The sequence below is a fragment of the Metamycoplasma orale ATCC 23714 genome (assembly GCF_000420105.1).
Lineage (GTDB): Bacteria > Bacillota_I > Bacilli_A > Mycoplasmatales > Metamycoplasmataceae > Metamycoplasma > Metamycoplasma orale.
This window is the reverse complement of record NZ_ATUH01000001.1, coordinates 82807-108908: the sequence shown is the minus strand read 5'-3', so window position 1 is coordinate 108908 and position 26102 is coordinate 82807. Positions and strand designations below refer to the sequence as shown.

At 25.4% G+C, this 26102-nt stretch carries 21 protein-coding genes; 3 read left to right on the top strand and 18 right to left on the bottom strand.

Translation table 4 applies throughout. The annotated features are described in order from the left end of the window. Positions 1-288 (top strand): IS3 family transposase (locus F795_RS06165; RefSeq protein WP_022935780.1); only part of this gene is annotated, 288 nt, incomplete at its 5' end. A gap of 31 nt (positions 289-319) precedes the next feature. On the opposite strand, the gene F795_RS06160 is transcribed toward F795_RS06165, so the two are convergent. From F795_RS06160 to F795_RS06140, 12 genes are read right to left on the bottom strand one after another with little or no spacing between them, the layout of a single operon-like run. Then, positions 320-5224, bottom strand: a complete 4905-nt coding sequence (locus F795_RS06160; RefSeq protein ID WP_022935779.1) for a valine--tRNA ligase — start codon at positions 5222-5224, stop codon at positions 320-322. Next, positions 5224-6255 carry a hypothetical protein gene (locus F795_RS0100410; protein WP_022935778.1) on the bottom strand — a complete coding sequence of 344 codons (1032 nt, stop codon included), beginning with the start codon at positions 6253-6255 and terminating at the stop codon, positions 5224-5226. The genes F795_RS06160 and F795_RS0100410 overlap by 1 nt, the downstream gene beginning before the upstream one ends. Before the next feature lie 43 nt (positions 6256-6298). Beyond that, positions 6299-7399, bottom strand: coding sequence for a S66 family peptidase (locus F795_RS06155; RefSeq protein ID WP_022935777.1), 1101 nt, complete (start codon positions 7397-7399; stop codon positions 6299-6301). Between the two features lie 14 nt (positions 7400-7413). Next, a complete protein-coding gene (locus F795_RS06150; RefSeq protein WP_022935776.1) occupies positions 7414-8568 on the bottom strand; it encodes a YhjD/YihY/BrkB family envelope integrity protein in 1155 nt (384 codons plus the stop codon). Between the two features lies 1 nt (position 8569). Then, positions 8570-9982 (bottom strand): Asp-tRNA(Asn)/Glu-tRNA(Gln) amidotransferase subunit GatB, encoded by a 1413-nt coding sequence (gene gatB / locus F795_RS0100395; RefSeq protein WP_022935775.1) that lies wholly within the window; start codon positions 9980-9982, stop codon positions 8570-8572. Continuing rightward, a complete protein-coding gene (locus F795_RS0100390; protein WP_022935774.1) occupies positions 9975-11300 on the bottom strand; it encodes an amidase family protein in 1326 nt (441 codons plus the stop codon). Before F795_RS0100390 ends, gatB begins: the two co-directional genes overlap by 8 nt. Further along, complete coding sequence (locus F795_RS0100385) at positions 11290-11601, bottom strand: hypothetical protein (RefSeq protein WP_022935773.1); 312 nt, start codon at positions 11599-11601, stop codon at positions 11290-11292. The genes F795_RS0100390 and F795_RS0100385 overlap by 11 nt, the downstream gene beginning before the upstream one ends. A 16-nt stretch (positions 11602-11617) precedes the next feature. Next, on the bottom strand, positions 11618-12454 hold the full coding sequence (locus F795_RS06145; RefSeq protein WP_022935772.1) for an RluA family pseudouridine synthase: 837 nt from the start codon (positions 12452-12454) through the stop codon (positions 11618-11620). Continuing rightward, positions 12447-13082 (bottom strand): SMC-Scp complex subunit ScpB, encoded by a 636-nt coding sequence (gene scpB / locus F795_RS0100375; RefSeq protein ID WP_022935771.1) that lies wholly within the window; start codon positions 13080-13082, stop codon positions 12447-12449. The genes F795_RS06145 and scpB overlap by 8 nt, the downstream gene beginning before the upstream one ends. Further along, entirely contained in the window at positions 13072-13905 is an 834-nt protein-coding gene (locus tag F795_RS0100370) for a segregation/condensation protein A (RefSeq protein ID WP_022935770.1), read from the bottom strand. The genes scpB and F795_RS0100370 overlap by 11 nt, the downstream gene beginning before the upstream one ends. A gap of 11 nt (positions 13906-13916) precedes the next feature. Continuing rightward, a complete protein-coding gene (locus F795_RS0100365) occupies positions 13917-14711 on the bottom strand; it encodes a lysophospholipid acyltransferase family protein (RefSeq protein ID WP_022935769.1) in 795 nt (264 codons plus the stop codon). A gap of 11 nt (positions 14712-14722) precedes the next feature. Beyond that, positions 14723-15025, bottom strand: a complete 303-nt coding sequence (locus F795_RS06140; RefSeq protein WP_022935768.1) for a 4'-phosphopantetheinyl transferase superfamily protein — start codon at positions 15023-15025, stop codon at positions 14723-14725. 116 nt (positions 15026-15141) lie between these two features. Here F795_RS06140 and F795_RS03655 point away from each other — a divergent pair, with 116 nt between their 5' ends. Beyond that, positions 15142-15948 carry a DnaJ domain-containing protein gene (locus F795_RS03655; RefSeq protein WP_022935767.1) on the top strand — a complete coding sequence of 269 codons (807 nt, stop codon included), beginning with the start codon at positions 15142-15144 and terminating at the stop codon, positions 15946-15948. A gap of 55 nt (positions 15949-16003) precedes the next feature. Here F795_RS03655 and gpmI read toward each other — a convergent pair whose 3' ends face one another. The 6 genes from gpmI to lon form a co-directional block, all read right to left on the bottom strand. Next, positions 16004-17512 carry a 2,3-bisphosphoglycerate-independent phosphoglycerate mutase gene (gpmI, locus tag F795_RS0100350; RefSeq protein WP_022935766.1) on the bottom strand — a complete coding sequence of 503 codons (1509 nt, stop codon included), beginning with the start codon at positions 17510-17512 and terminating at the stop codon, positions 16004-16006. Positions 17513-17668: 156 nt separating this feature from the next. Continuing rightward, complete coding sequence (locus F795_RS0100345) at positions 17669-17971, bottom strand: thioredoxin family protein (RefSeq protein WP_022935765.1); 303 nt, start codon at positions 17969-17971, stop codon at positions 17669-17671. A 17-nt stretch (positions 17972-17988) separates the two neighbouring features. Continuing rightward, complete coding sequence (proS, locus tag F795_RS06135) at positions 17989-19419, bottom strand: proline--tRNA ligase (RefSeq protein WP_022935764.1); 1431 nt, start codon at positions 19417-19419, stop codon at positions 17989-17991. 10 nt (positions 19420-19429) lie between these two features. Next, positions 19430-20389, bottom strand: a complete 960-nt coding sequence (locus tag F795_RS06130) for a hypothetical protein (RefSeq protein WP_022935763.1) — start codon at positions 20387-20389, stop codon at positions 19430-19432. Further along, positions 20389-21585, bottom strand: a complete 1197-nt coding sequence (locus F795_RS06125) for a phosphopentomutase (protein ID WP_022935762.1) — start codon at positions 21583-21585, stop codon at positions 20389-20391. Before F795_RS06125 ends, F795_RS06130 begins: the two co-directional genes overlap by 1 nt. A 180-nt stretch (positions 21586-21765) precedes the next feature. Next, complete coding sequence (lon, locus tag F795_RS0100325; protein WP_022935761.1) at positions 21766-24309, bottom strand: endopeptidase La; 2544 nt, start codon at positions 24307-24309, stop codon at positions 21766-21768. Between the two features lie 191 nt (positions 24310-24500). Between lon and F795_RS06120 the strand changes: the two genes are divergently transcribed. Next, the gene (locus tag F795_RS06120) at positions 24501-26075 is read left to right on the top strand and encodes a hypothetical protein (RefSeq protein WP_022935760.1); all 1575 of its coding nucleotides are present in this window, start codon (positions 24501-24503) and stop codon (positions 26073-26075) included. Positions 26076-26102: the final 27 nt, after the last annotated feature.

The following is a 26102-nucleotide window of genomic DNA, read 5'->3' as shown; positions in this document are numbered from 1 at the left end:
CAAGGATGACAATATACTCATGAAGAGTATATAAATTATTTGAAGGAGAAACAAACAATTCAAAGCATGTCAAGAAAAGGAAATTGTTTAGACAATAGTCCCACTGAATGTTTATTTAGTGTTATAAAAAGAGAATTTTGATTTGAAGAAGAAAATAGATTTAAAAGTTTTAAAGAATTTAAAACTGCTTTAGAAAAATATATTTCATATTATAATAATGACAGAATTGTTAATAAATTAAAAGGACTTAGTCCTGTTCAATACAGGAATAAGTCCAAACACAATTAAAAAGTCCAATATTTGGGGTTCATACCAAAGGTTATTGTTCATTTAATTTGTTTTTCTTCTTAGTAAGTTCTTCTTTGTAACCTTCAATTTGAGAAATAAAATTATTTAATTTTTCAGTTTTTTCAGCAATAATCTTTTTGCTTGCTTTTTCTAAGAATTTAGGATTTTCTAACATCTTTTTATTAAAATCAATATCAATTTGTAATTGTTTGATTTTTGCTTCTAAATCATTGATATCATTTTTAATATTTTCCTTATTTAATTTGACATAAATTCTTGCATTAGGAATTTCTATTAAATAATCAAAGTTTTTTTCTTGTTCAAAATTTGTCATCTTATTTACTATAGTTGCATATAAAGTACTTAAACTAAACTCTTCAAGATGGAATTTTAATAATTCAGATTTAGAAATCTTTTTGCTTTCACGATATTGTCTTAATGCAGTAATTATATTTATTAATGAATCAATTTCTTGTAGATCGCTTTGAACAAAGTCAACATTGAAATTGTATGAAATATTATTTAAAAGTTCTTCATGATAAATAGTTTCAAATAAATAGTCAGTTAAGAATGGCATGAATGGATGCAATGTTAATAAAAGTTCTCTAAATAAAACATGGATAAATTTTTTATTTGATTTTAATTTGAGAAATTCTAAATATCAGCTAGAAAGATCATTTACAATGAAGTTTTGAATATTTTTAAAAATAACTGTAAATTCATATTTAGACATACTATCATCAATTGATTTTCTTAATTGTATAAATTTATTTAAAATTCATAAATCAAATTTATCAATTTTATGTAAGTCATAGTCAATTTCATCTTTAATTTTAATTTGAGAAATTAAACGGGCTATATTTCAAAACTTATTGATAAATAGTTTAGCACTATTTATTTTATCATCACCAAAATTGATATCTTGGCCAGGAGTTGAATTAAATATTAAAGCATTTCTTAAAACATCTGAACCATATTTATCAATAACGTCGATAGGATCAATTCCATTTCCTAAAGACTTAGACATTTTTCTACCTTGACTATCTCTAACTAGACCATGGATTAAAACAGTATCAAATGGTTTTTTATCCAAAAAGTATAGAGATTGGAAATACATTCTAGCAACTCAAAAAAAGATAATGTCATATCCGGTAACTAAAAGTGAAGTAGGGAAATATCTATCTAACTTTGCAGTACTTTGAGGTCAACCTAAAAATACAAATGGAGAAAGTGCTGAACTAAATCAGGTATCAAGAACATCTTCATCTTGAACTCAACCATCGCCAGGGCAATTTTTTTGTACCAAGACTTTATTGTCTTTATATCATGCAGGTATTCTATGTCCTCATCATATTTGACGACTAATAGTTCAATCATGAACATTTTCCATTCATTTTCTTAGAACATCTTCAAAACGCTTTGGAATAAAATTAACTTTATCTTCTTGATTAAAATGTGCTAAAAGGCCTTCTGCAAGTTCTTTCATTTTAACAAATCATTGAGGTTGAACTAATATTTCTATTGGGCAATCGCTTCTTTCACTAAAACCAACAGCAGAAGTTATTTTCTCAATTTTTTCAATTAAATTATTTTTAGCTAAATATGCTTCAATTTGTTTTCTAGCTTCAAAACGATCAAGGCCTTTAAATTGCATAGCATTTTCATTTAAAATACCATTCTCATCAATACATTCAATTAATTCTAATTTATTATCTTTAATAATATTAAAATCATCCATAGCATGAGCTGAAACCTTCATAAGTCCAGTTCCAAAATCTTTATCAATTAATTCTGAAGCAATGATAGGAATTTCTTTCTTAGTTAACGGATTAATAACTAATTTTCCAAGTAAGTTTTTTGCTCTTATATCACTAGGATTAATCGCAATTGCAACATCAGAAAACATAGTTTCAAGTCTAGTAGTAGCAACAACAATAAATGAAGAAGAATTTTTCAACATGTATTTAATGTAATACATTTTTTGTTCAACATCTTTATTAATAACTTCAATATTAGAAAGTGCAGTTTTTAAAATTGGGTCTCAATTTATTGGTTTAACATCTCTATAAATTAATCCATCATTATATAAATCAATAAACACTTTAATAACAGCTTCATTAGCATCATTATCTAAAGTAAATCTTTCTGCATCATAATCTAATGCTAAACCTAATTTATTTCATTGATTAGTAATGTTTTTTGAATATTCATCTTTTCATTTAATTGCTTCTTCTAAGAATTTATCTCTACCAATTTTATACTTATCAATTTTCTTTTCGGCTAATCTTTTTTCAATTTTAGCTTGTGTAGCAATTCCAGCATGGTCTTTACCAGGAATTCATAAAACATCAAATCCTTGTAATTTTTTATATCTAATAACAGTGTCTTGAATATAATCACCAAAAGCATGACCTATATGTAACTTACCTGTTACATTAGGAGGAGGTAAAATAACTGTAAATGCTTTTTTATTTAAATCATGAGTAGAAAAGAATTTTGCTTCATTTCATTTATCTACTCTTTTTTCTTCAACAATTTTATGATCAAATTGTGGCTTCATTTCTTCTCCTTTGCTTTCCTTATTAAGAAGGGTATTTGAAAAATCAAATAATTCTGTATCTTTTTCATTTGCATTTGGGTTATCAAAATTTACTTCAACGCTTTCACTATGTTCAACTTCATTAAATATAAGTGCAGCGAGTTTGGGGTTTGCAACATTTTCCTTTGTTGCTCATTTATTTAGTTCTTCTCATGTACATCAAACTTTATGATCTGTATCAATTTCATATCGATTAATATTTTCATAATCATCTAAATAGGAAATATAATCAGTAATATTTTCCACTGTTCTTTCATCAGCACTACCAACGAACCCTTTAACAAGTGGGTTAATCGGGTTTGAAATAATTTTTAAAGTTTTTCCTTGTTCAATTGGCTTCTTATTATTTATAAATATTATGTTAGTGGTTACATCCTTTGCAACTTGAAAGTCATTTAATAAATAAATACCAATAATATTGTTTTCAAAAATATATTTATTAATTTCATTTAAAAATTTTTTTTGCATTAATTCGCTTAATTTAGAAATATAATGACCAATCACAATTAAACTAGGTTTATTAATTTTAATTTTTTCTATCTCGACTTTTAGCTTTGTTTCATTCGAAAATGAATCTAAACTGAAATTATATTTTTCTAATGAAATATTAGATTTTTTCATTATTGTATAAACTAAGGAACGAATAATAAACTTTCTTATAATTGGGCAATCATGATAAAGTCCATTAACAAAAATCTTACGATAACCTTGAAAATCATTTCTTTGCGATTCTAAAGTTTTTCATAAATTATTAATTTTCATCATGTTAACATGATAGTCAGTAATTAGTTTATAATCAAATGAATTATAATTATCAATTACAACACTATTTATAGAATATAAATAGTGTATAAACAATGACGAAATTTTTTTGAAAATATTCTTGTTAGCTTTTTTAACTTTGCTAATTTGAGCCATTTCCCTTGAATATACACTAGTTGAATCATTATATAAATTATTGTAATTTCACAAGTATTCATTTTTGATTTTTATATATTCATTTTTAATTTGATTTAATTCTTCAAGTGAAAATCTATTTTTAAAATTAATTTCAAATTCGTCTGTTGATATTTTTTTCTTTGAACTATATTGAGAAATTTTTTCTATATAATTAGCTTTCTTTTCATCAATAATATCTTTATAGAAATCTTCTTTTATAACAAAACTATTATTAACTAATAAAGTAATATTTTTTCTTATATTTCTTTTTGACTTGTTTAAATTAATAAAACTGAACTCATCGAATATTTCAGTTTTTAATTCATAAATTTTTTGAAGAATAATGCTAATTATTTCCATATTTAATCATTTAGCATTTTTCAATAAAATTTTGATTAAATTAGATATTTTATTATCAATTAAATAGTTTTCTAAATAATAAGCATATTCTTTATTGCTTTGAGCTTTAGATAATTTATACATACAAAATTTATTTTCAATTTTTATATCATAATAAATTTTCTTAAGAAGTAAAGTTACATCATTTGATTGAATAAAGAATTCATTTCTAATTTCTTTTCTTCTTTGAGCTTTAAATTTTTTAATTTCTTTTCTTAAATTGAAAAAATTATAATACTTGTTGTGTGCATCGATGTATTTGTCTCTACATGCAACATATTGATTGTAATTTAAAAGAATTTCACCTTTTTGAAATCTATTGATAGTGTTATAAGATATTTGCATAAGTTCATATTCAATATCTTTATATTTATTAATTATCAAAGTGAATTTTTCTTCCAATTCTTCTAAGTTTTTATTAATAGCAGATAAACTTGTTCTAGCTGATTCAACTTTAAAAGTTTCTAACATTTCTAGCAAATCTTCTAACATATATTTAAGAGTTTTTTCTAGATTATTAAAATTAAGGGCAAATTCTTTTTTTAAATAAAAGCCATAATTATCAAAAGTTTCTTTTCAAGCACTACTAAAATCATCTAGTGAAGTTTTTAATAAATTAGATTCTACAAAATAATTTTCTAAATATTGATAAAGAGAAATTTGACTCGCTTTAGAATCATCAGAATCATTATCAATTAATTTTGTATCAAAAGAATATGCTAAGTTTTTAATGTATTGTTTATTTTTAATTGATAAATTCTTTTCATAATCAAATTTTACACTTGCAAGTCCTTGATAAGATTTTAGAGACTTTCATTTATTGGTTACTAGTTTAAAAATATCTTCTTGCAAATTTGCATTATAAGAAATAATACCCAAAATTTCATTTTGCTCTAAATGCATATTGAAATTTCTTAATTTGTAAGATCATTTGTTAGCTTGCTTTTCATAAATTCTTATATCTTTAAAATCCAAAGATTTAATTTTAGTTTTAGCCATTAGAACTTATCTCCTTCTTTTGATTTTAAAAGAGGGGCTACAATTCTATAAGTTGTTGTTATTATAACAACATTAAAGAAAATTTTAATTGGCCCGGTTAAAGAGTGATTTGCTAAATTAACTCAAAAGTCAATTTTAAGAGTAGCAGCATCAGCTCAAGAAAGTATAATAACATTAAGAAATTCCAGGATTGCAGAAAATGTGACTATTGCCATAATATCAATAAATAATTGATAACGTTTTTTAATAAATATTCTAAATAAAATTAGAAATACACCCATTCCAACAAAACCAGATGAAGTTGCAAATATATAAAATAATTTGTTTTTAATAAATCTATTATTTTCAAAATATGATGGATCTAATTTTATAAAAATAGAAATTATTAAAAAGACTTGTATGGTGAGCACTGCTAAAGCTGAAAAGAATGCAAAATTAATCATTGCAATAGGTTTTGCTTTATTTTCTAATAAAATAATTTTAACTTCATAATAAGCAATACATTCAGAAAAATATTGAACATCTTCTGTATTTCCTTTAATGGTTGCTTCGCTATATTGCTTTTTAAAAAAGTCAACAATTTCTTTAAACTTAAAAATTTTATATTTATTTGAAAATAACATTTCATTAAGACCAAAGAAATAATATCCACAAAGTCCAGGAATAAAACCAGCAATTGATATTGAAATTGTATATAAATAGTGATAATAAGTTGGGACTAATAAAAATGAAATTAAATCAGCTAATATTCCTGTAAGCATACCAATAATTGGACCAAATATAAAGCCTGTTATTTTAACAGGAAGCCCAATAAATGAAAACTTATAGCTTGGTAAAGCACTAATAGGAATAATTCTAACTGAAATTAAAAAGAAAACAACCGATATTGCTATCAATACCGATACAAAAGCAATTCTTTTTGAGCTTCATTTTTTATATCCTAAACTAACTTTAGAACGCGCCCAAGAAAGATAGTGTCTAATTCCTCCCGGAACTCTAATATCTGATTTTTTCTTTTTAGTTTCAAACATATATTATATTTTATATTATTTATAATAATAATTGATAAAAGGTTTATTTTAAATTATTTAGATTAAGACATTCTTTTCTAAATAAAATAACTTTTTTACTTTTAAAATTTATTTTTATTTTTGAATTAAATGGAAGTATAGATTTTGGATGGGCATGGCCAATATTAAAATTATATAAAACAGGTATGTCTTTAAAAAAATTAGTTAATATGTTTTTATATTCGTGATAGTAAACTTCATTTTGAGGTTTTCCTACAATAATGCATTTGGGTTTGATAAATACATTATTTTCTTTTAACTTCAATAACATTTTATTAAATAATTCAGGATTTGGTTTTTGTTCAGAAGTTTCTAGAAGAATAATTTTATCTTCTCATTCTTTAGCATTTGGAAATATGTTATATATTTCGTTTATTTGTCTATAAAGAGGGTTTTCAAAAATTTCATACATACTATCAATACAGCCACCCAAAATTTGTCCTTCAATTATTTTTAAATTGTTTGAATTATTTAAAATTTCATATCCATATTTTTCTTTATGTTTAACACGCTTTTTCCCTAAACTATTTATAGAATAATCACTATATTCCTCAAATCAATACTTTGATGATTTAATTATAAAATTTTGTTTTTTATTATTTAAAAATAAACGTAATGATCTTTTATTATAAGATAGAATTTTTTTATTAAATTCAACAATACCAGATAAAACATTAATTCCATAAAAAGTAATTAAACCAATTTTGTTAAACATAAAATGGTTAATGGTGCTATCTGAAAAACCAAGGAATATTTTTGGATTTTCTTTAACTATATTAACAAAATGATTATCTTCAAATAAAAATTTTGTTAATCTTATTGTGTCAAAACCGCCTATTGCACAAAAAATACCTTTAATATTTTTATTAGTAAATGCTTCCTTTAAATCACTAGCTCTACATTCTGGATGTTCATCTAAAAATTTAATTCCTTTTAAAGAATTAGGCATAAAAATAGGATTAAAACCCAATTTTTTGATTTGCAAAATTAATAAATCCAATTCTCATTTAAAAATTTCTTCGCCTAATAAGCCACTAGATAAACTAACAATAGCAATATTGTCACCTTTTTGAAGAAAAAAAGGTTTTATAAATTCTTTTTTCATAAATTTGTGATTTCCTAATTTCTTTTACTATTTGCAAATATTGATTTTTTATCAATAGTTAATATGTTAATAAAAGTTTTATAGAAACTTGAATTAACAATAATTCCCATATAAGTAAAATAAGCAATAAAAGTGACTAATAAAATAATGTACATAAACGCAGCAACAGGGCCAAACTTATCATATTTAATAATCGAAGCAAGAGTACCAAATATTAAAATAAAGAATGAAGTTGGAATTGCGGTAATTAAAGCACCAGGGTGTACTTGATTAAATTTTAATTTAAAACTTGGCGCATATAAATAAAATGCAGCAAATCCTAAATAAGTAAATAAAGGTAAAGTTAAAACAACAATAAAATAATAAATAATTCAAAACTCTGTTTTAAGTTCAAGCGCTTTTAATGGTGTGAAACTTTTATCATTGTTTGTTAAAGCATTAGCAATTAAAGTTGACATATCAGATAAATTATGTTTGTTACCAAACTCAGCTTTTTTAACTAAAAAAGTCATTAAAATTGTAAATAATAAAAGCATTAAAGTTAAAATAGCTATTAAAGATATTGAAACAACAATTCCTTTTGCTCAACCTTTTCAAGCTCTATATTTTGTTTTGTGTTCATAAAGTGCATCTATTGAAATAATAAATTTAGAATATCCTTTAGACGTAAAGAAAATAATTGATAAAGTAAGAATTAAAAAGCTAATTGCTCCACCAGGGTTTGTTCAAATACTTGAAATATCCTTAGGTAAAATAGTATCAATTCCTGGAATAATCTTCCCTAAAATAGCATATCGAAAAACAGTATCATATTCTGGGCTAATTGAAGCAATAATAGAAACCAAAATAAGAGAAATAGGAATAAAAGATAAAAATAGATACATTGCATATCCAATAGGAATAAATGCAAATTCGTTTGATTTTAGTTTTGTGTGCGCACTATTAACAATTTCTTTTCCTTTAGTTCTTGAACTTTTTAAATATCTAGAAATAGCAATGTATAAAATACCGTATATAATGGCTTTTAATATTTTTTCTAAAAAGTTATTATGTGTTTGATTTAAAATAACTTGATCATTTGCAAGTTCAGGTTTATTTTCATTTTCAGGATCTTTTTTATTATTTTGTCATCCACTTTTAATTTTATTTCATTTATTTTTTCTGCACATTTTATTTAACCTTGTTAGCTAAAATTATATCTAATTTTTCAAGTTTTGCTTTGCCTTGAGTCTTTTTCATAATTTGACCAATTAGATATTTCTTGTTTTTATCAAAATTATTATTAAAATCTTTTAATAAATTAGGATTTTCTTTAAATATTTCGTCAACTATTTCTTCAAGCGAAATATTTAAAACTTCAATAAACATTTTTTGAGATTCAATAATTTCTTTTAAAGATTTTGCTGAATTTTTTTGTTTTAAATCTAAAATAGTCATTACATTTTTTTTATCAATTTTACCTTCAATTAAATAGTTAAAAAGTTCTTTAACTTCAGGTAACGAAATTTTTAAATCTACAATGTCTAATTTATTATCATTTAAAAAAGGCACAATGTTTGAGAAAAATAAATTAGCTTTTTTCTTAAAATCTGTAATATCAATTTTTTCGAAAAAAGAAGCATATGCTAAATTATTAATAAACTGACTAATTTGTAATTCATTGAGTCCTTTAGCTAAGTATTCCTTTTCTTTTTCAAAAGGCAATGTATTTAATTTAACTGAATCAATAACTTCTTTACTAATTAAAATAGGTAAAATATTAGGTTCTGGAAAATATTTGTAATCTTCAGCATTACCTTTTTTACGCATAACTACAGTTTCTAATTTTTGTTCATCAAACTTTCTAGTTTCTTGGCTAACTTCTTTATTTGATTCATAACATTTTACTTGTCTTAAAAATTCAAAGTTAATAGCCTTTTCAACGTTAGCTATTGAGTTTAAATTTTTAATTTCAACTTTAGTATTTAATACATTAGTACCTTTTTTTCTAGTTGAAACATTAACATCAACTCTTAAACTACCTTCATTCATTTTAGCATCCGAAATATCTAAATATAATGCCATAAGTCTTATAGCATCTACATAAGCAGCAGCTTCTTTTGCTGAATGCATCACCGGTTTAGAAACTATTTCAATTAAAGGAACACCTGCTCTATTGTAATTTAATAAAATATCATTTCCTTCATAAATAGATTTAGCAGTATCTTCTTCAAGATGTATTCTTTCAATTTCAATATCTTTTCAAACTCCATCAACTTTAGCCTTGATTTTTCCTGCTTTGCCAATGGGATTAAATTGTTGAGTAATTTGATAGCCTTTTGGTAAATCAAAATAGAAATAATTTTTTCTATCAAATCTAACTAAACTATCAATTTGCATATTTAAAGCTTTTGCTAATTTAAGTCCTTTAATAATTGCTTCTTTATTTACTAATGGTAAAGTTCCAGGATAAGCTAAATCAATATTTGATACATTACTATTAATAGCACTATCATAATTATTTAGGATAGGTGAAAACATTTTAGTCTTGGTATTTAACTCAATGTGAATTTCAATTCCTATAACTAATTCTCAATTATTCATTTTGGTCTCCTATCAATTCTTCAATATACAATGCATGTGAAAATAGTTTTGTATCATTGTAAATTTTTGCATCAATTGTTAGATTAAATGGTAGGCCATTATTTTTATTTTTACCTAGTTTAATTGTCATTGATGGGTTTCCTACTAAATTGGCATAAGTTAAAATATAATCCATGTATGTTGATTTTTGCTTTTCACCAATCTTTGGTGCTGAACCATATGAAGCTGGGTAAATAAAAATATCTGCTTGAGTATGTATATTTGTAAAATATTCTTTAAGATAATTTCTAATTTTTTTAGCTTGAACAAAATATTTTATTTGGTTATCTTTTTCTAAAAAGTATGAGCCTAAAATTAAACGTGCTTGTGCCATTTTTCCTATTTTTTTACTTCTAGATTCAAATGCATTTTTTACTCATGAGTCATTTAATTTTTGACCAAAAGTAATATTAGTTAAATTTGATAAATTTGAACTTGCTTCTGAAAAAGCAATAATTCTATAAATAGTATCAATTGATTTTAGAAGAATTTTGTCTTCAGAAACTTTAATTAATTTGACGTTTTCTTTTTGCAATTTATTAATAATGTTTTGATAAGCTTCTTTTACACTAGGCTCTAATTCATTAAAACAATCAAGATAAGCCACTGTTTTTGGTTTAACTAGTTTTATATCATTATAATTAAACTCAAGGTTTTCAGAAGTTAAATCATGTTTTCTATCTTGCTTATAAAGTACTGAACTTAGCAAAATTAAGTCAGAAACATTGTGAGTAAAATATGAAACTGTGTCTAAACTTGAAGCAAAAGCAAACATTCCATAACGGCTTACAGCTCCATAACTTGGCTTAAAACCAACTGCTCCAATGTTAGAAGCAGGCTTACGAACTGAGTCTCCAGTGTCTGATCCTATTGCAAAAGAAATGGCATTTGTAAAGGTTGCAGCAGCACCAGAAGAAGAGCCCCCAACTAAATATTCATTGTTTTTTGGATGAAAAATTTTACCATATGCTGAATGTTCTCCGCTACCGCCTAGCCCAAATTCATCAAGATTTGTGCGACCTACACAAGTAGCACCCGCTGCTTCTAAAAGTTCTAAACATGTTGCTTTATACGATGGTTTAAAGGTTTCTAAAAATAAAGAAGAAGCTCTTGCTTTAACATTTTTGTCGGCAAAATTATCCTTAAGAGTAAAAACACAATTAGCCAATAACCCTTTAGAATTATTTAATTTAGCATCTTTAAATACATAAGCAACAGCATTATTTTTATTTGCTAGTAATTCTTTTTTAGCTAGTTCTAAGTTTCCTTTAATCTTCATTTTGTGCCTTCTTTGTTACAATATAATCATCTTTAGTAGAACTTGCATTGTTTAAAATATCAGGTAATTCTAGTTTAAAAGAATCATCTTCTTTGTCTTCTCTCAAAGAATTGAAATCAATTATAGTATCACTTACTCTAGCAAGTGGCTTATAATTTTCAACTTTTTTAGATAATTTTTCTTCCAAATCTTGTAAACCATCTTTTACATTTTTATATAAATTTAAAGTTAAATTGATAACTTCTTTTGAAGGTTTTATATAAATTGATTTGGCTAATTCAATAACTTTTTTTTCATCCATTTTATTTCTCCTTTAATTATCAATGTGGATAACATATAAAGATTTGATCATTATATTCTTCAAAACCATTAGCTAAATTATGAAACTTAATTGAATAAGAATGTAAATACATTCTTCTTGCACGCTTGCCACCATATTTAGTATCTCCTAAGATAGGACATTTCAAATATGATAAAGTTGCTCTAATTTGGTGTTTTTTGCCAGTAAGAATTTGTGCATATTTTCTATTTCCTTCTATTCAAAAAATAGTTTTTGCATTTATTCCAAAGTTTGGATCAACAACCATCTTTTCATTTTTAATATCTTTTTTTAATTTAACTGTAACTGTTTTTTCATTTTCATTAAAATCAGAAACAAATTGATAAACCTTATCAAAGAATTTTTGTTTTTCTTCAAATTCCAAAAGGGCTTGATAATTTTTTGCATACACAACTAATCCACTAGTTTTTTTATCTATACGCCCAATTGGTGATGGAATAAATGAAGAGGTTTTTTTATAATTTAAATATTTTAGAACTTGATCATTTAAAGAATTAGGTTCTGAATGCATGGCAATATTTGCTGCTTTATCTACAATTAAAAGATTTTTATCTTCATAAATAACTTTAAAGTTAATATCAGATTCAAAATGTGTTTGTTCTTTTTCGATATCTTTAAGACCATAAACTAATATTTCATCACCTAGCTGTAATTTATATTGTTTATCATTAGTACGTTTATTATTTAACTTAACATCTTTTTCTCTAAATAATTTTTCAATTCTTGAAACTGGAACATTATCAAGCATATTAACTAAATATTTAAATAATGACCTATTAACGTCATTATTTTTGGCTATAAATTTTTTATTCATTATTATCGTCGCTACTTATAATTCCACTATCTAAAGTTTGAGATGGGTCTTGTCTTTGTGAATCAAAAAGATTAAATTCTTTGCTTTGAAGAGATGATTCTTCATCAACATATTTAGCAAATTCAGGAAATGGAGGGAGTTCAGCTAAAGTTTTAATTTTGAAATAATCATAAAACTTATTGGTAATTCCATAGAGTACTGGATTTCCTGGTGTATTTGCAACACCAACTTCTTCAATAATTCCTTTATTTAATAATGTTGCAACTATGCTATCACTTATTACACCTCTAATGTTTGAAATCATTGAACGAGTAACAGGTTGCTTATAAGCGATAATTCCAGCAACTTCAATACCTGCATTTGATAAATGTTGTTTTTTTACAATAGTAACTAAATTTTCAATACTTTCTTTAGCATCTTCGACAGTTAAAAATTTAAATACATCATTAAATTCATAAACCATAATTCCGCGATTTTGGTCATTAAATCAAACTTTAAATTCTCTTAACATTTTTCTAGCTTCATTAATTGACATTAACTTTAACACATCTTTTAATTGTGCACTACTTAAGCCTTCACTACCTTGCACAAATATTAATGCTTCAATTATTTTATTTTTATTTTCCATATTCACTACCTCTACTAAATTTAATTAATCCATCTATTTCATCTTGTTCCATTTTAATAATTTGTTGGCGAGCTAAATCTAAAACCGCTAACAAAGTTATCACAAAATGCCCAGCGCTTGGAACAGAAAAGATTTCTTCAAAACTAACTTCATCTCTTTCACTAAATAATTTAATTATTCTTTTTTTCATTTCTTCAGGACTAACTGCAACTGTTGTTATGGTTACGTTTCTAATTATTTCAGCATATGTTCTTTCAAACATCTTTCTTAGAACTGCAATTAATCTAGAACTATTAGCATGTCCATCTAAAACAGAATCATCGGTTTCTCTAATAAAATCGCTTAAATCTTCAGGTTCTTTTTCATAAAGATTTTGTCTATCGTATTCTTTTTCTCTTAGAGTAATACCGATTTCTTTAAATTTTTGATGTTCGGCAATTTGTTCAAGAAGTCTTTTCTTTTCTTTTCTAACTTCTTCTTCCACTTCAGGATCTTGTAAAATCATTCTGGCTTTTAAATGAATTAAAGTAGCAGCCATAACTAAATATTCACTAGCCATATCAAAATCATTTGGTTTTAAATTTTTAATAATTTCAAGATATTGATTGGTTAGTTCAATAAGATCAACATCAAAAATATCTATATTTTTTTCTTTTACTAAAGCTAGTAATAAATCTAAAGGACCATCAAAATTGTCTAATTTAAATGAAATTCTATCGCTAGTATCTGCATCTAGTTTAGGTTTCATTATCGCTTCAACTGTTTTTTCAAGTTCTTCTAAAGATATTTCGCGAACTACGGGTTTATCTGATTGTTCTTGCATTTTTACCTTCTTTATTTATTTTTCTTAGAAGAATATTTATTTTTAATTGTTTCTTTTGAAGTAACAACTTGATCTTTATAATTTGAAGCAATTACACTTTTTACTTGATCAGCAATGTCTTTAGGATTTAATGTTTGAAACATTATAGGCTTCATTAAATTATGAAAAGTAACTTCAACTTCTAATATTCCATTACGATTATTATCTAATGCATTACATGCATTGTTAATTGTTACAGGAACAATCGGAAGAAATGCGGATTGAGCAGTTCTAAAAGCGCCTGAATTAAATTCTCCTAATTTACCATCTTCTGTTCTATGTCCTTCTGCAAACATAACACCACATAATTTTTTAGATTTTATATAATTTCCAAATTCAAGTAAAGTTTCAGGTATTTCTCTTGGTTTTTCTAAATCAATAAAAAATGTATTGATTAATTCAGCAATTTTAAAAATGCTTTTCTTGTTCTTAACTTCGGCTTTAGCAATAAAAGCAAAATTTTTAGTTATTTTATTCCCGTCGCCAAAATTTCATAAAGCTGAAGCGATAAAAAACGGATCTAAATAAGTTGAATGATTTGGCACCAATAAACAAGGTCCATTAGGTACATTATCAAAACCATTAACTTTTAATTTAATTCCTAATAATTTTAAAATGTTGTAAGTGTACTTACGAAACATATCACATTTTTGTGACAATGTGTAATATTCAGGCATTCTTTTATTTCTTGCTGCTTTAGATTTTAATTTTAGATAATTAATTACAAGTGGTAAAAAGTTTCAAAATTTTCTAGTTTTTAATTTCATTTTTATTCTCCTTAGTGTTTGTATGCAATAGCAATAATTAAATTTTCTTCGCTAGTGGTTGATATTTCAAAGTTTTCAAATGTATATTTGCCATTTTCTTTTGTAATATTTATCTTAGAAAATTCAAAGTATTTATTGTCGCATTTAAATAAAGCTTCTTTAATTGCTCATCTAGTTGCAAAGTAATGCACTTTATCATTTGACAACTGATATTCCTTTAATTCGCTTTTGCTAAGTACTTTTAAAGCAAGATCATCTAATTTGTCATATTTTTTTATAAGTCTATCTTTATTTATTGCATCTATTCCAATCATATTTTCCCTAGTATATAATATAATTTAAATATTATAATAAAAATAAGATTAAAAATGATAAAATAAATAGCACATATTAGAAATAATAAATAGCAAATAAAATATAGGAAGTAAAAATGGACAAAAGAACTTGCTATGAAATTCTTGGGCTTACAGAAGATGCTACAACTGATGAAGTTAAAAGCGCTTTTTATAAATTAGCTCAAATATATCACCCTGACCATAATAGTACTGAATTAGGGCTTAGAAAGTATTACCAAATTGTTGATGCTTACAATAGAATTAAAAGAAATGATTTTGAAGAAAATACTAACGGAAGCGACAATTGAAAAAATGTTATTCCTGCGGATGTTTGAATCTATGATTCAAATCCATTTGGCCGTTACTATAACTTTTTTAATTTAATTAATATTCAATATACTCAAGATCCTGAAGATATATTAAAAGCAATTGATACTAAAGTTAGATATTTAAAAGAAAGCAATGTTGATAGACAATTATTGATTTGACATTTAGAAATGAGAAATGTTGCAATTAAAATCTTTAGCCGTCCAAATAATTACATTCCATATTTTGCAGTAACAGCAAATAATTTAGGTCTTTATAGTGGATTTACTGATTATTTTAAATTTCATGGTTTAAAACCAAATTCAAGTGAAAAGAAAATAAGACACTATGTTCAAAAAATTAAAGGTGAATTTGAAAAGTTTGATGATACTTATTCAAAATCATGATTGCTTGCCGCTAAAGAAATAGAAATATATTGATTAAATAGTGCTTCAAGAAAAAAATACATAAAACAATTTTGCGCTAAAAAAGGTTTAAGTAAAAAAGCAAAAATTGGCCTTGCTATAGCATTTATTATTCTTCTTGTTGTTGGTGGTATTGGTGGGCTCATGTATTATTTATTTGCAAAAAAATAATAGAACAACAAGAAAATTAAAAAAGCAAATTTGATTAATTTGCTTTTTTTAATAATTATTTAATTATTAGTGATTTACCCGTCATTTCTTTAGGTTTTTTAATATTAGCATAATCGAGTACTGTTGGAGCAACATCAGCTAAGATACCATTTTGAAGTTTAATACTATTATCATAAGAAATTAACATGACTGGACTAGTAGTATGTTTTGTTACAGGTTTTCCATTTTGATCTTCAACAATTTCTGCATTACCATGATCTGCTGTAATAAATCAATTAATACTATCTTTATTTTTTGAAACATAATCTAATATTCTTTTAAATTGTTTATCAAGAAATTCAATTGCTTGTATTGTTGCTTTTAAGTTACCGGTATGGCCGACCATATCTGGATTTGCATAGTTCATAATAACAAAATCAAAATCTTTGATATTACTTAATAATTCATCAGTAATTTCTTTTGCAGACATTTGTGGACAGTCAGCAAAAGAAGCAGCTTTAATACTATCAACCAAAATTCTTTTTTGACCTTTATAATTTTCTTCTTTACCGCCATCCATAAAAAAAGTTACATGCGCGTACTTTTGAGTTTCAGCTAATCTTAATTGTTTTAAATTATTTTGTTCTAAAACTTTGCCAATTGGGTTAATAATTTCCATTTCTTTAAATGCTACTAGAGAAGGAATTTTTTCGTAATTCATAAATGAAACAAATTGATTTATTTTAACTTTATTTGAACTTTGATAAGAATATAAATCATTAGAGCCAATAAATAAATGCGAAAGTTGTCTTGCACGGTCAGGTCTGAAATTAAAGAAAATTATTGAATCATTATCTTTTACAAATAGCCCATTTTTATTTTGCGCTGGTATAATAAATTCATCGTAAATTTGTTGATCGTATTGATCTTGCACATATTTTTTTAGATCATCAAATTTATTTTTAGATTTACCTAAAAGGCACAAAAAAGCTTGTTCATTTCTTTCAAAAATTTGATCACGGTCCATTGCATAAAAACGTCCAGCAATAGATGAAATTGTATATCCATATTTTTTTACTAATGATTCTAATTTTTCTATTGAAGGTAAAATCGATTGAGGCTTAACGTCACGTCCATCACCAAAAATATGAACACTAACTTTAGTCAATTTTAATTCGTGAGCCATTTCAATTAGTGCAAATAGGTGTTCTTCATGAGAGTGTACTCCCCCATTAGATAGCATTCCCATCAAATGTAAGACAGTGTTTTTGGCTTTACAATCTAACATAACCTTTTTTAAAACTTCGTTTTTAAAGAACGTTTTATCTTCTATTTGCTTATTAATTAATGATAGTCCAGTATATACAATTCTACCTGCACCAATATTTAAATGGCCGACTTCGCTATTACCAATTTGTCCTTCTGGCAATCCTACATATTTACCAGATGCTTCTAAAATTGAATGTGGGCAATTTGAAAATAAGTAATCGAATGTTGGATGTTTGGCTAATGCATAAGCGTTTCCTTGTGTTTCTTTTCTAATCCCTAAACCATCAATTATTGTTAAAATTATTTTCTTTTTCATGTTATTCTCCATTTGCTAATCTATTTTTTTAAATTCCATTAATTAATAATAATTATAACTAAATTTTTAAGTGAAAAATAGTTATTTATAAATTAGCAAAATAAAAAAATACTATTTATGACTTAGTAGTTTTAAGGACATAAATAGTATTTAAAATTATTTAAAATGTTTTAAGATATCACTTGCTGGCATATAACCAGTTGAGGCATTAACTTGTTTGCCATTTTCAAAATAAAATAATGATGGAATTCCTTGAACACCCATTTCACGAGCAAAATCAATATTTAAATCAACATCAAAGTCGAAAATATTAATTTCAGGATGTTCTTTTGCTAATTCAAGAATTTCGCCTTCTATCATTCTACATGGAGGACATCAGGTCGCTCTAAAAGCTAAAATTGCTTTTCCTTGTAAGTGTTTATCTTGTAAATCTTTTTTTAATATTTTATTGTAAGCCATAATATGTCCTTTCTATTTTAATAAGCCTTTGCAAATATTACAACACGTTTTGTTTTCTTACCAGTATAAAAACATTTGTCGCCTTTTATTGCGATAGGCACATTTTTAGGAATACATCTAGTTGATGCTAATGTTTCTAATTTTATTTTAGCTTCATCTTCACCATCACCAGCAAATAAAGTTACTACTCATTTACCTTGTTTGATGTATTCTTTAAATTCATCATAGTTTGAAGCAAATACAAAATTATTATTTAATCTTTCCTTCGCTAAATTATATAAATTATTTTGAATATTTTCTAAAATATTGTCTATTTCTTTTTTTATTTTATTTAAAGAAACTAATTTCTTTTCTAAAGTATCACGTCTAACTAATAATACTTCATTATTTTTTAAATCTTTTGGTCCTATTTCAATTCTTAAAGGAGTGCCATGTATTTCACTATTAGCAGCTTTAAATCCTGGGCTTTTATCACTATCATCAATTTGAACTTCATATTTTTTTGACAATAATGCCTTTAATTCTAATGCTACTTTATGAATATTTACATCTTTAGAAGCTAGCACTTCTATTAAATCAATTTGTACAGGGGCAATTTTTGGAGGGATAATAATACCTCTATCATCACCATGTGTCATAATTAAAGCACCAAGTAATCTAGTTGTACATCCTCAACTAGTTCCATAAGCAAATTCTTCTTTATTGTCTTTATTTTTAAAAGAAACATTAAATGCTTTTGTAAAATTTTGTCCTAAGTAATGACTAGTTGCCGCTTGAAGAGCTTTTCCATCTTTCATCATCGCTTCAACAGTTAAAGTTAAATCAGCACCAGAAAACTTTTCATGATCAGTTTTTTGACCGGCAACAATAGGAATAGCTAAATATTCTTTTAAAAATGTTTCATAAACATTTTGCATTTCAATTGCTAGTTTATTAGCTTCTTCTTTAGAACTGTGCACTGTATGCCCTTCTTGTCATAAAAACTCTCTAGTTCTTAAAAATGGATTAGTAGTTTTTTCTCACCTTAGAACATTACATCATTGATTATAAATTAAAGGTAAATCATTGTATGATTCAACTTCTGATTTAAAAAGTTCGCCAAATAAAGTTTCACTAGTAGGTCTAATGAAATATTTTTCAGCAAGTTTTTTCCCACCTACTTCAGTTACTGTTGCAAGTTCAGGATTAAATCCTGCTAAATGGTCTTTTTCTTTTTGTAACAAAGATTCAGGGATTAGAAGCGGCAAATAAACATTCTTAACACCCTTATTTTTAAATTGCACATCTAAAACTTTTCTAATGTTATCTCAAATACCAAATGATAATGGTTTAAATATAATTGATCCTTTTGAAGAACCATAAGCCATTAAATCACCATTTTGAATAACATTAGTATATCACTTAGCAAAATCCTCTGATTGTGGTGTAATCTTTTCTAATTTTTTCATAATGTGTCCTTTATTCTTTTTTATTAGTTAGGTCTATTAATTTTTCATTAGAATCAATTTTAATAAATTCTTTATATTCTTTTACATTTTTAAATGTTTTTATTTTGAATAAATGTTTTCATATAAACATTAAAAATGGTGCCATAGCAAATAAACAAACTATTAATAAAATATCAAGAAATATTGCTTTGGTTCATAATAGACTTGGAGAAACTATTTTATTACCGCCATAAGTAATTGGGTTTTTCATAAATACTGGTTTGGCAAAATTTATAAATTGATATAAATATTTAACTGCTTCATTTCCGGCATTCATTTTATCTACATAATTGCCAGTTGTTTTTTGATATGCAGGAATAAATTTAGCAGCTCACATTATAAACATTCCAATAATATAAATTACAACATATAACATTGATCATCATATATCACTTTTAACCATTATTAAGTCTTTTTTAGCAAATATATAAGCTATTAAAGCGAACACTAAAGTTGTAAGGTGCGAATAATATACATGGAAATAATTGTAAAGTCTAAGCGATCTTAAATAACTTGGTAACGTGGTTTCAAATTGTTCAAATCTATCTGCTAATTCGAAGTGAACGAAAGTTCAATAAAGAAATATACCAAATACTAAATAAGTAAAAGCAAAATTTAATAATCTTCTTGCAAAATAACTATATTTTTTATTTAAAGCGTAATTTAGTAAAGCAGCTACAAAAAATAAATTAATTTGTACAGTAAGAAATGTAAATCTTAATAATCAATAAATAATATTGTGTTTTATAGCTGCTTTATTCTTTGTTATTCAATACTCAACCGGAATATCTCAAAAAAATAAATCATTAATTAAAAACAATGATAATGTTATAAATAAAAATATTCCAATTCCTAGTGCAACTTTTCTAGAAGTTGTTCACCAAATCTTTTTTTCATTATTATTTATGTTTTTTTGCGAAGTAGAGGACATTATTTTAATTCCTCAAAAATATCTTCCCCTGTTTCACAAAGAGGAACATTAAAGTTTTTAGCAACAATATTTCCAACTGTTCCTAAACCTTTTAAAGGTTCTTTAATAACATGTGGTTTCTTAAATGATTTAGAAAACGCAGTAAATGGAAGGGCTTCACGAGTATGATCATTACCAGGCATAGTTGGGTCATTACCATGATCTGAAGTCATTAATAGAAGGTCATCTTCTCTTAATGCATTAATTAGTTTACCTAATTTAATATCTAATCTTGAAATATTTTCACTATATCCAAGTGGATCTCTCCTATGGCCGTAATGACTATCAAATTGAACTAAATTAACAAACACGAATTGATTTTCCGATTTTGATTGTGCAATATCAATCGCAATATCCATATTTTCGTCATCTGAAGCAGGACCATAAATTGTATTAATACCTACACCAGTAAAAATATCTTTAATTTTTCCAATAGCTACGGTATCAATACCTTTTGCTTGTAAATCTTCAAGTATGATGTGAGAAGTAGGCTTGTTAGCATAATCATGTCTATTAAATGTTCTAATAAATTTTCCATTTTCATAAATAAATGGACGAGATATAACTCTTGCAACATTTCACTTAGGATTTGCAGAACAAATTGCTCTAGCTTTTTTTGCATATTCATTAAGTTTATCTGCACCTAATGTTTTTTCATCACCACAAATTTGCAATGTTGAATCAGGCGAAGTATAAATAATCATGTCACCTTTTTCAATATGTTGTAATCCAAGCTCTTCTAAAATTTGCATTCCCGAAGCATGTCTATTACCAATAATTTTTCTTCCTTCAAAAGCTTCTTTTGATAATTTATCTACAAGTTCTTTTGGAAAACCATGTTCAATAAATTGTGGGTTAGGAACTTTTGTATATACTCCCATCATTTCTCAATGTCCAGTTAAAGTATCTTTACCATTTGACATTTCATAAATTTTTCCTACATAAGCTAAAGGCTTTTTAACTCTAGCTACATGTCCAGCAACCTTTGCAACTTCGGTAATACCTAATTTTGTTCAATTAGGAATATCTAAGGGAAGTACCTCAGAAGCATGCAGCATACTATTTGCACCTTTATCACCAAATTCAGCAGTTCTTGGTTCTTCACCAATGCCAAGTCCGTCAGTAACAATAAGAAAAATCCTTTTAAATCTATACATTAAATGTCTCCTTTTAAATTTTTTATTAAATGATTGAATAAATATTTGAATTATTAAAATATATTTTAATAATTAAATTATATTACAAATTTAGTTTTTTTATGGTTGAGCATTCAATTTAAAAATTTTTATCCTTTGTTAAAGAAAAGACCAACTAAATAAAGTTGATCTTTTATATGATTATTTTGAATTAACTGTTTTTTTATTTTTAGATTCTTTATTATTTTTTGATAATTGATGAGCAAATATATGTTCATATATTTCATCATAATATTGAACAGGAATAAATTTAACTTCTTTTTTAACTTCTTCAGGAATATCAACTAAGTGACGAGCATTATCTTTAGGAATAAATATTGTTTTAATGCCAAATTTAGAAGCTGCTAATGATTTTTCCTTTAAACCACCAATTGGAAGTACTTTACCACGTAAAGTAATTTCTCCAGTCATACCAATGTTCGCTGGAACTGGTTTATTTGATAAAGCACTAATAATAGAAGTTGTAAATGTAACCCCTGCAGAAGGACCATCTTTAGGAACAGCCCCTTCAGGAACGTGAATATGAATTGTTGTGTTATCAAAATCAAAATCAGTAATATCAAATTTCTTTGCATTGTGTCTTACAAAAGATAATGCTGTTTGAGCTGATTCTTTCATAACATCTTTTAATTGACCAGTTAATTTAAGACCTTCTTTTCCTGGGTATGTAGTTACTTCAATAGCTAAAGTTGAACCACCGTATGAAGTGTATGCAAGACCATTAACAACACCAACTTGTGATTTGTTTTCATTTTCATCTGGTTCAAAAATAATCGGGCCTAAAAATTCTGTTGCTAATTCTTTAGTAATAACAAATTCTTTATCAACTTTTTTATCAAGAATCTTCACAACTATTTTTCTTGCAATACTGTCTAATATTCTTTTAAGTTCACGAACTCCACTTTCACGTGTATATCTAGTTATTAAGTATTCAATAACATCATCAGAAATTTGGAATTGTTTTTTATCTAAAAGGTTTTGTTCTAATACTTTTGGTATTAAATAATTTCTGGCAATTTGTATTTTTTCAATAATTGTATATGTTGAAAGTTCAAGCAATTCAACTCTATCAATTAAAGGCGCCGGAATTGAATCAAAATAGTTTGCAGTTGCAATGAATAAAACTTTTGATAAGTCATATTCTAAATCTAAGTAGTGATCTTGAAAATTAGCATTTTGTTCAGGATCTAATACTTCTAACATTGCAGAAACGGGATCGCCTCTAAAATCAGCTGACATTTTATCAATTTCATCAAGTAAAATAACAGGGTTTGAAACTCCCGCTTTTTTAATAGCAGTAATTATTTTACCCGGCATTGCTCCAACATATGTTCTTCTATGTCCTCTAATTTCAGCTTCGTCTTTTACTCCACCTAAAGAAATTTTAATAAATTTACGATTTAAAGCTTCAGCAATTGACTTAGCTAAAGTGGTTTTACCAACACCTGGAGGACCTATTAAAGTTAAAATAGGAATATTATTAACTTGTTCATTTGTTACAGTTCCTAATTTATTTATAAATAATTTATTATCTATAAAGCAATCAGGTTCCCCTTTGATAGGTACATAATTTTTATCGCCTTCTTTATTTTTGGTATGAGTAAGAACAGAAATAAATTCAATAATTCTCTTTTTAGGTTTTTCAAGGCCATAATGATGTTTGTCAAGAATTTTTCTAACATTATCAATATCAATAACTTCTTTATTAATTTTTCTTCAAGGTAATTTTAATAAAAGTTCTATATAAGTTTTAGAAACATTTGCTTCAGGACTAGAAGGCATCATTGATGCTAAACGGGCTTGTTCATTTTGAATAGTTTCTAAAACATAATCAGGATATTGTGCTTTTTTGTTTTCGTTTTTAAGAATATTGTCAACTTCTTTAGAACCATCTTCTTCACCCAACATTTTTTTAATTTGACGCATTTTTTCTCTTAATAGAAAATCTCTTTGCTGATCGTCTAAATCATTTCTCATAGTTGAAGAAATTTCTTTTTCAATGTTTCCTAATTTAATTATTTTATTAATTAAATTAAATGTTTTAGCATATAAGTCTTCTACTTTTTCTAATAAAATAATTGCACGTAAATCCTCTATATCCATTAATATAGACAATTTACCTAATAAGCTAAAAATTGCATTTTCGTGTTCTTTACTGCTTAAAAGTTGTTGATCTAAAATTCTTACAAGTGATGGAATAAAATCACTATTATTGTCTTTTATATCGCTTATAAATCAAGGTTTAAGTTCTTTAACTAAAGTTATTAATTGATCTTTATATTTATTTAATGGTTTAATATCTGCTTTACTTTCACTATCGTATTTAACATATTCATAATCAACTTCAGTTGCTTCAATATCATTGTTTTTATCATGCACAAAATTTTTAATTAAAACTCTATCTAAAGTTTCAAGTTCAACCGTAGCAACATCATTTGAATCAGTAGTAGCTTTTTTAATTTTAGCTAACACACCATATTTTAATATATCATCTGATGTTAAGTACTCATTATTACTATCATTATTAAGAAATACTAATACTATTGTAGGGCTATTTTTATTAGCTTTTTGTAATTGTTTTGCTTTATCAAGAGAAATTAAAGATCTAGTTTTACCAACTTTAATTTCATCAGAACTATATGGCAAAATAATTTGGTTTTTTATTGCTATATATGGTAATTTCATATTTATCTCCTTTTGCTCGATTTGTGAAATAATTATTTTTCTAAGTTTTACTGTTTATAGAAGTTTTAATTAAATCAAATATATTTTAGCACTTTCTAATTATGAGTGCTAAAAATTCTCAAATTATTTTTTAAATCAAAATATTGTATAATTATAAAAATATTTAAATAACTAAAAACTAAGGAGATAATATGAAAAAAATGAATTTTATTTGATTATTATCTATCACTCCATTAGTGCCTTTAACAGTTGCTAGTAAATGTACTACAACAAAACCAGTAGTTCCTGCTCAGCCCGAAACTAATGAAGGCATAGACAAAGAAGGTTTTTTAATTAAAGAACTTCAAGATAAAATTAAAGAATTTTATGAAGGCAAATTTACTAAATCCTTATTTTCTTCAGAAAATAAAGACGTAAATTTAGAATCTTACCATGACATAGATTTTGATTTAGAAAAACCTAATATTGTTGCTTACAATGATGTAGAAGATACTTTAACAGTAAAAGTTAAAGGTAAATATAAGTCTAAACCATTTAATGAATTTGAATTTAAATTAGTAGATTTTAAAACATATTATGACATACGTAGATTTGTTTCTGCTTCTGCTATATCTGCTAAATTAAACCTAAATAAAATGATTGAAGATAAAATTAAGTGAAGCGATTTAATTCTAAAAGAAAATAAAGAGTTGTTTAATTATATTAGTGAATTTAAGGCTATTAATAGTGAATATAAAGAATTAAATTTATTAGATTTATTATTAAATAATAATAAATATTATGAACTAAGAAATGTTAAAATTCTTAAAGATGGTTCTACTTATTATTTAAACTTTACTTTAATTTTTAAAAACTATGAACTTAAAAATGGAATAGAAAGTGTTAGTGAAGATAGCCTACAATTTAAAAATGTTATTATTGAAAATGTTGAATATACAGTGCAAGATATATTTAATTTCTTAGAAACTAAATTAGTTGAAAAGAACTTAGAAGAACAAAAAAGAAAAAACTTCCCATCATTTTTTAGTGCTAGATTCCAAGCGTCGCGTAATTTGGTAACTGCGGCAAACTTCTTAGAATTTAGTGATGCAAAATATGCAAACTATTTTGGTTTTCCAATTCAATTTGAAACCATAAATATTGCTGCTAATGATTTAACAGGCTCTTTATATTTAAAATTTAATTTAAAATATGAAGATGGACAATCAAATGAATTTAAACATAATAAAGCAATAACTTATAAAATTGAAGGATTTAAATCAAATACAAATGATAAAGTTTTGAAAAACTTCTTTATAATGAAAAAAATAGATTCTAATTGAAATGCAATAATTAAAAAAATTAAAGATAAATATTTAGTAGATAATAAAAATACAATTACTAAAGAAGAATTAGATAATTTAATTAATCCAGCAGTCAAAAACATTCGAGTACTTAAAAAAGAAAATAATAATAAATATAAACTTTATACAAATAATTACTTAGAAATACTTTATGAAGGAGTTTCTTTAGAAACTAGTGGATATAATGAAGGCAATGGCTTATTAGAACTGGGTTCAATATCAAGTTCAAATAAAATATTTATTGAATATTTAACATTTGATCTTGCGAAAATAACTGATATTAAAATTGATGAAGGCAAATTAAGTTTTAACTTACACTATAATATAATTATTTCTTTATCTCAAGCAACTAACGGTGATAATGAAGGAACTGATTTTTATGAAAATAATGTTGTTTTAGAAGTACCTATTAAAGAAAAATAATTAACAATATAAAAAATATGAAGACAT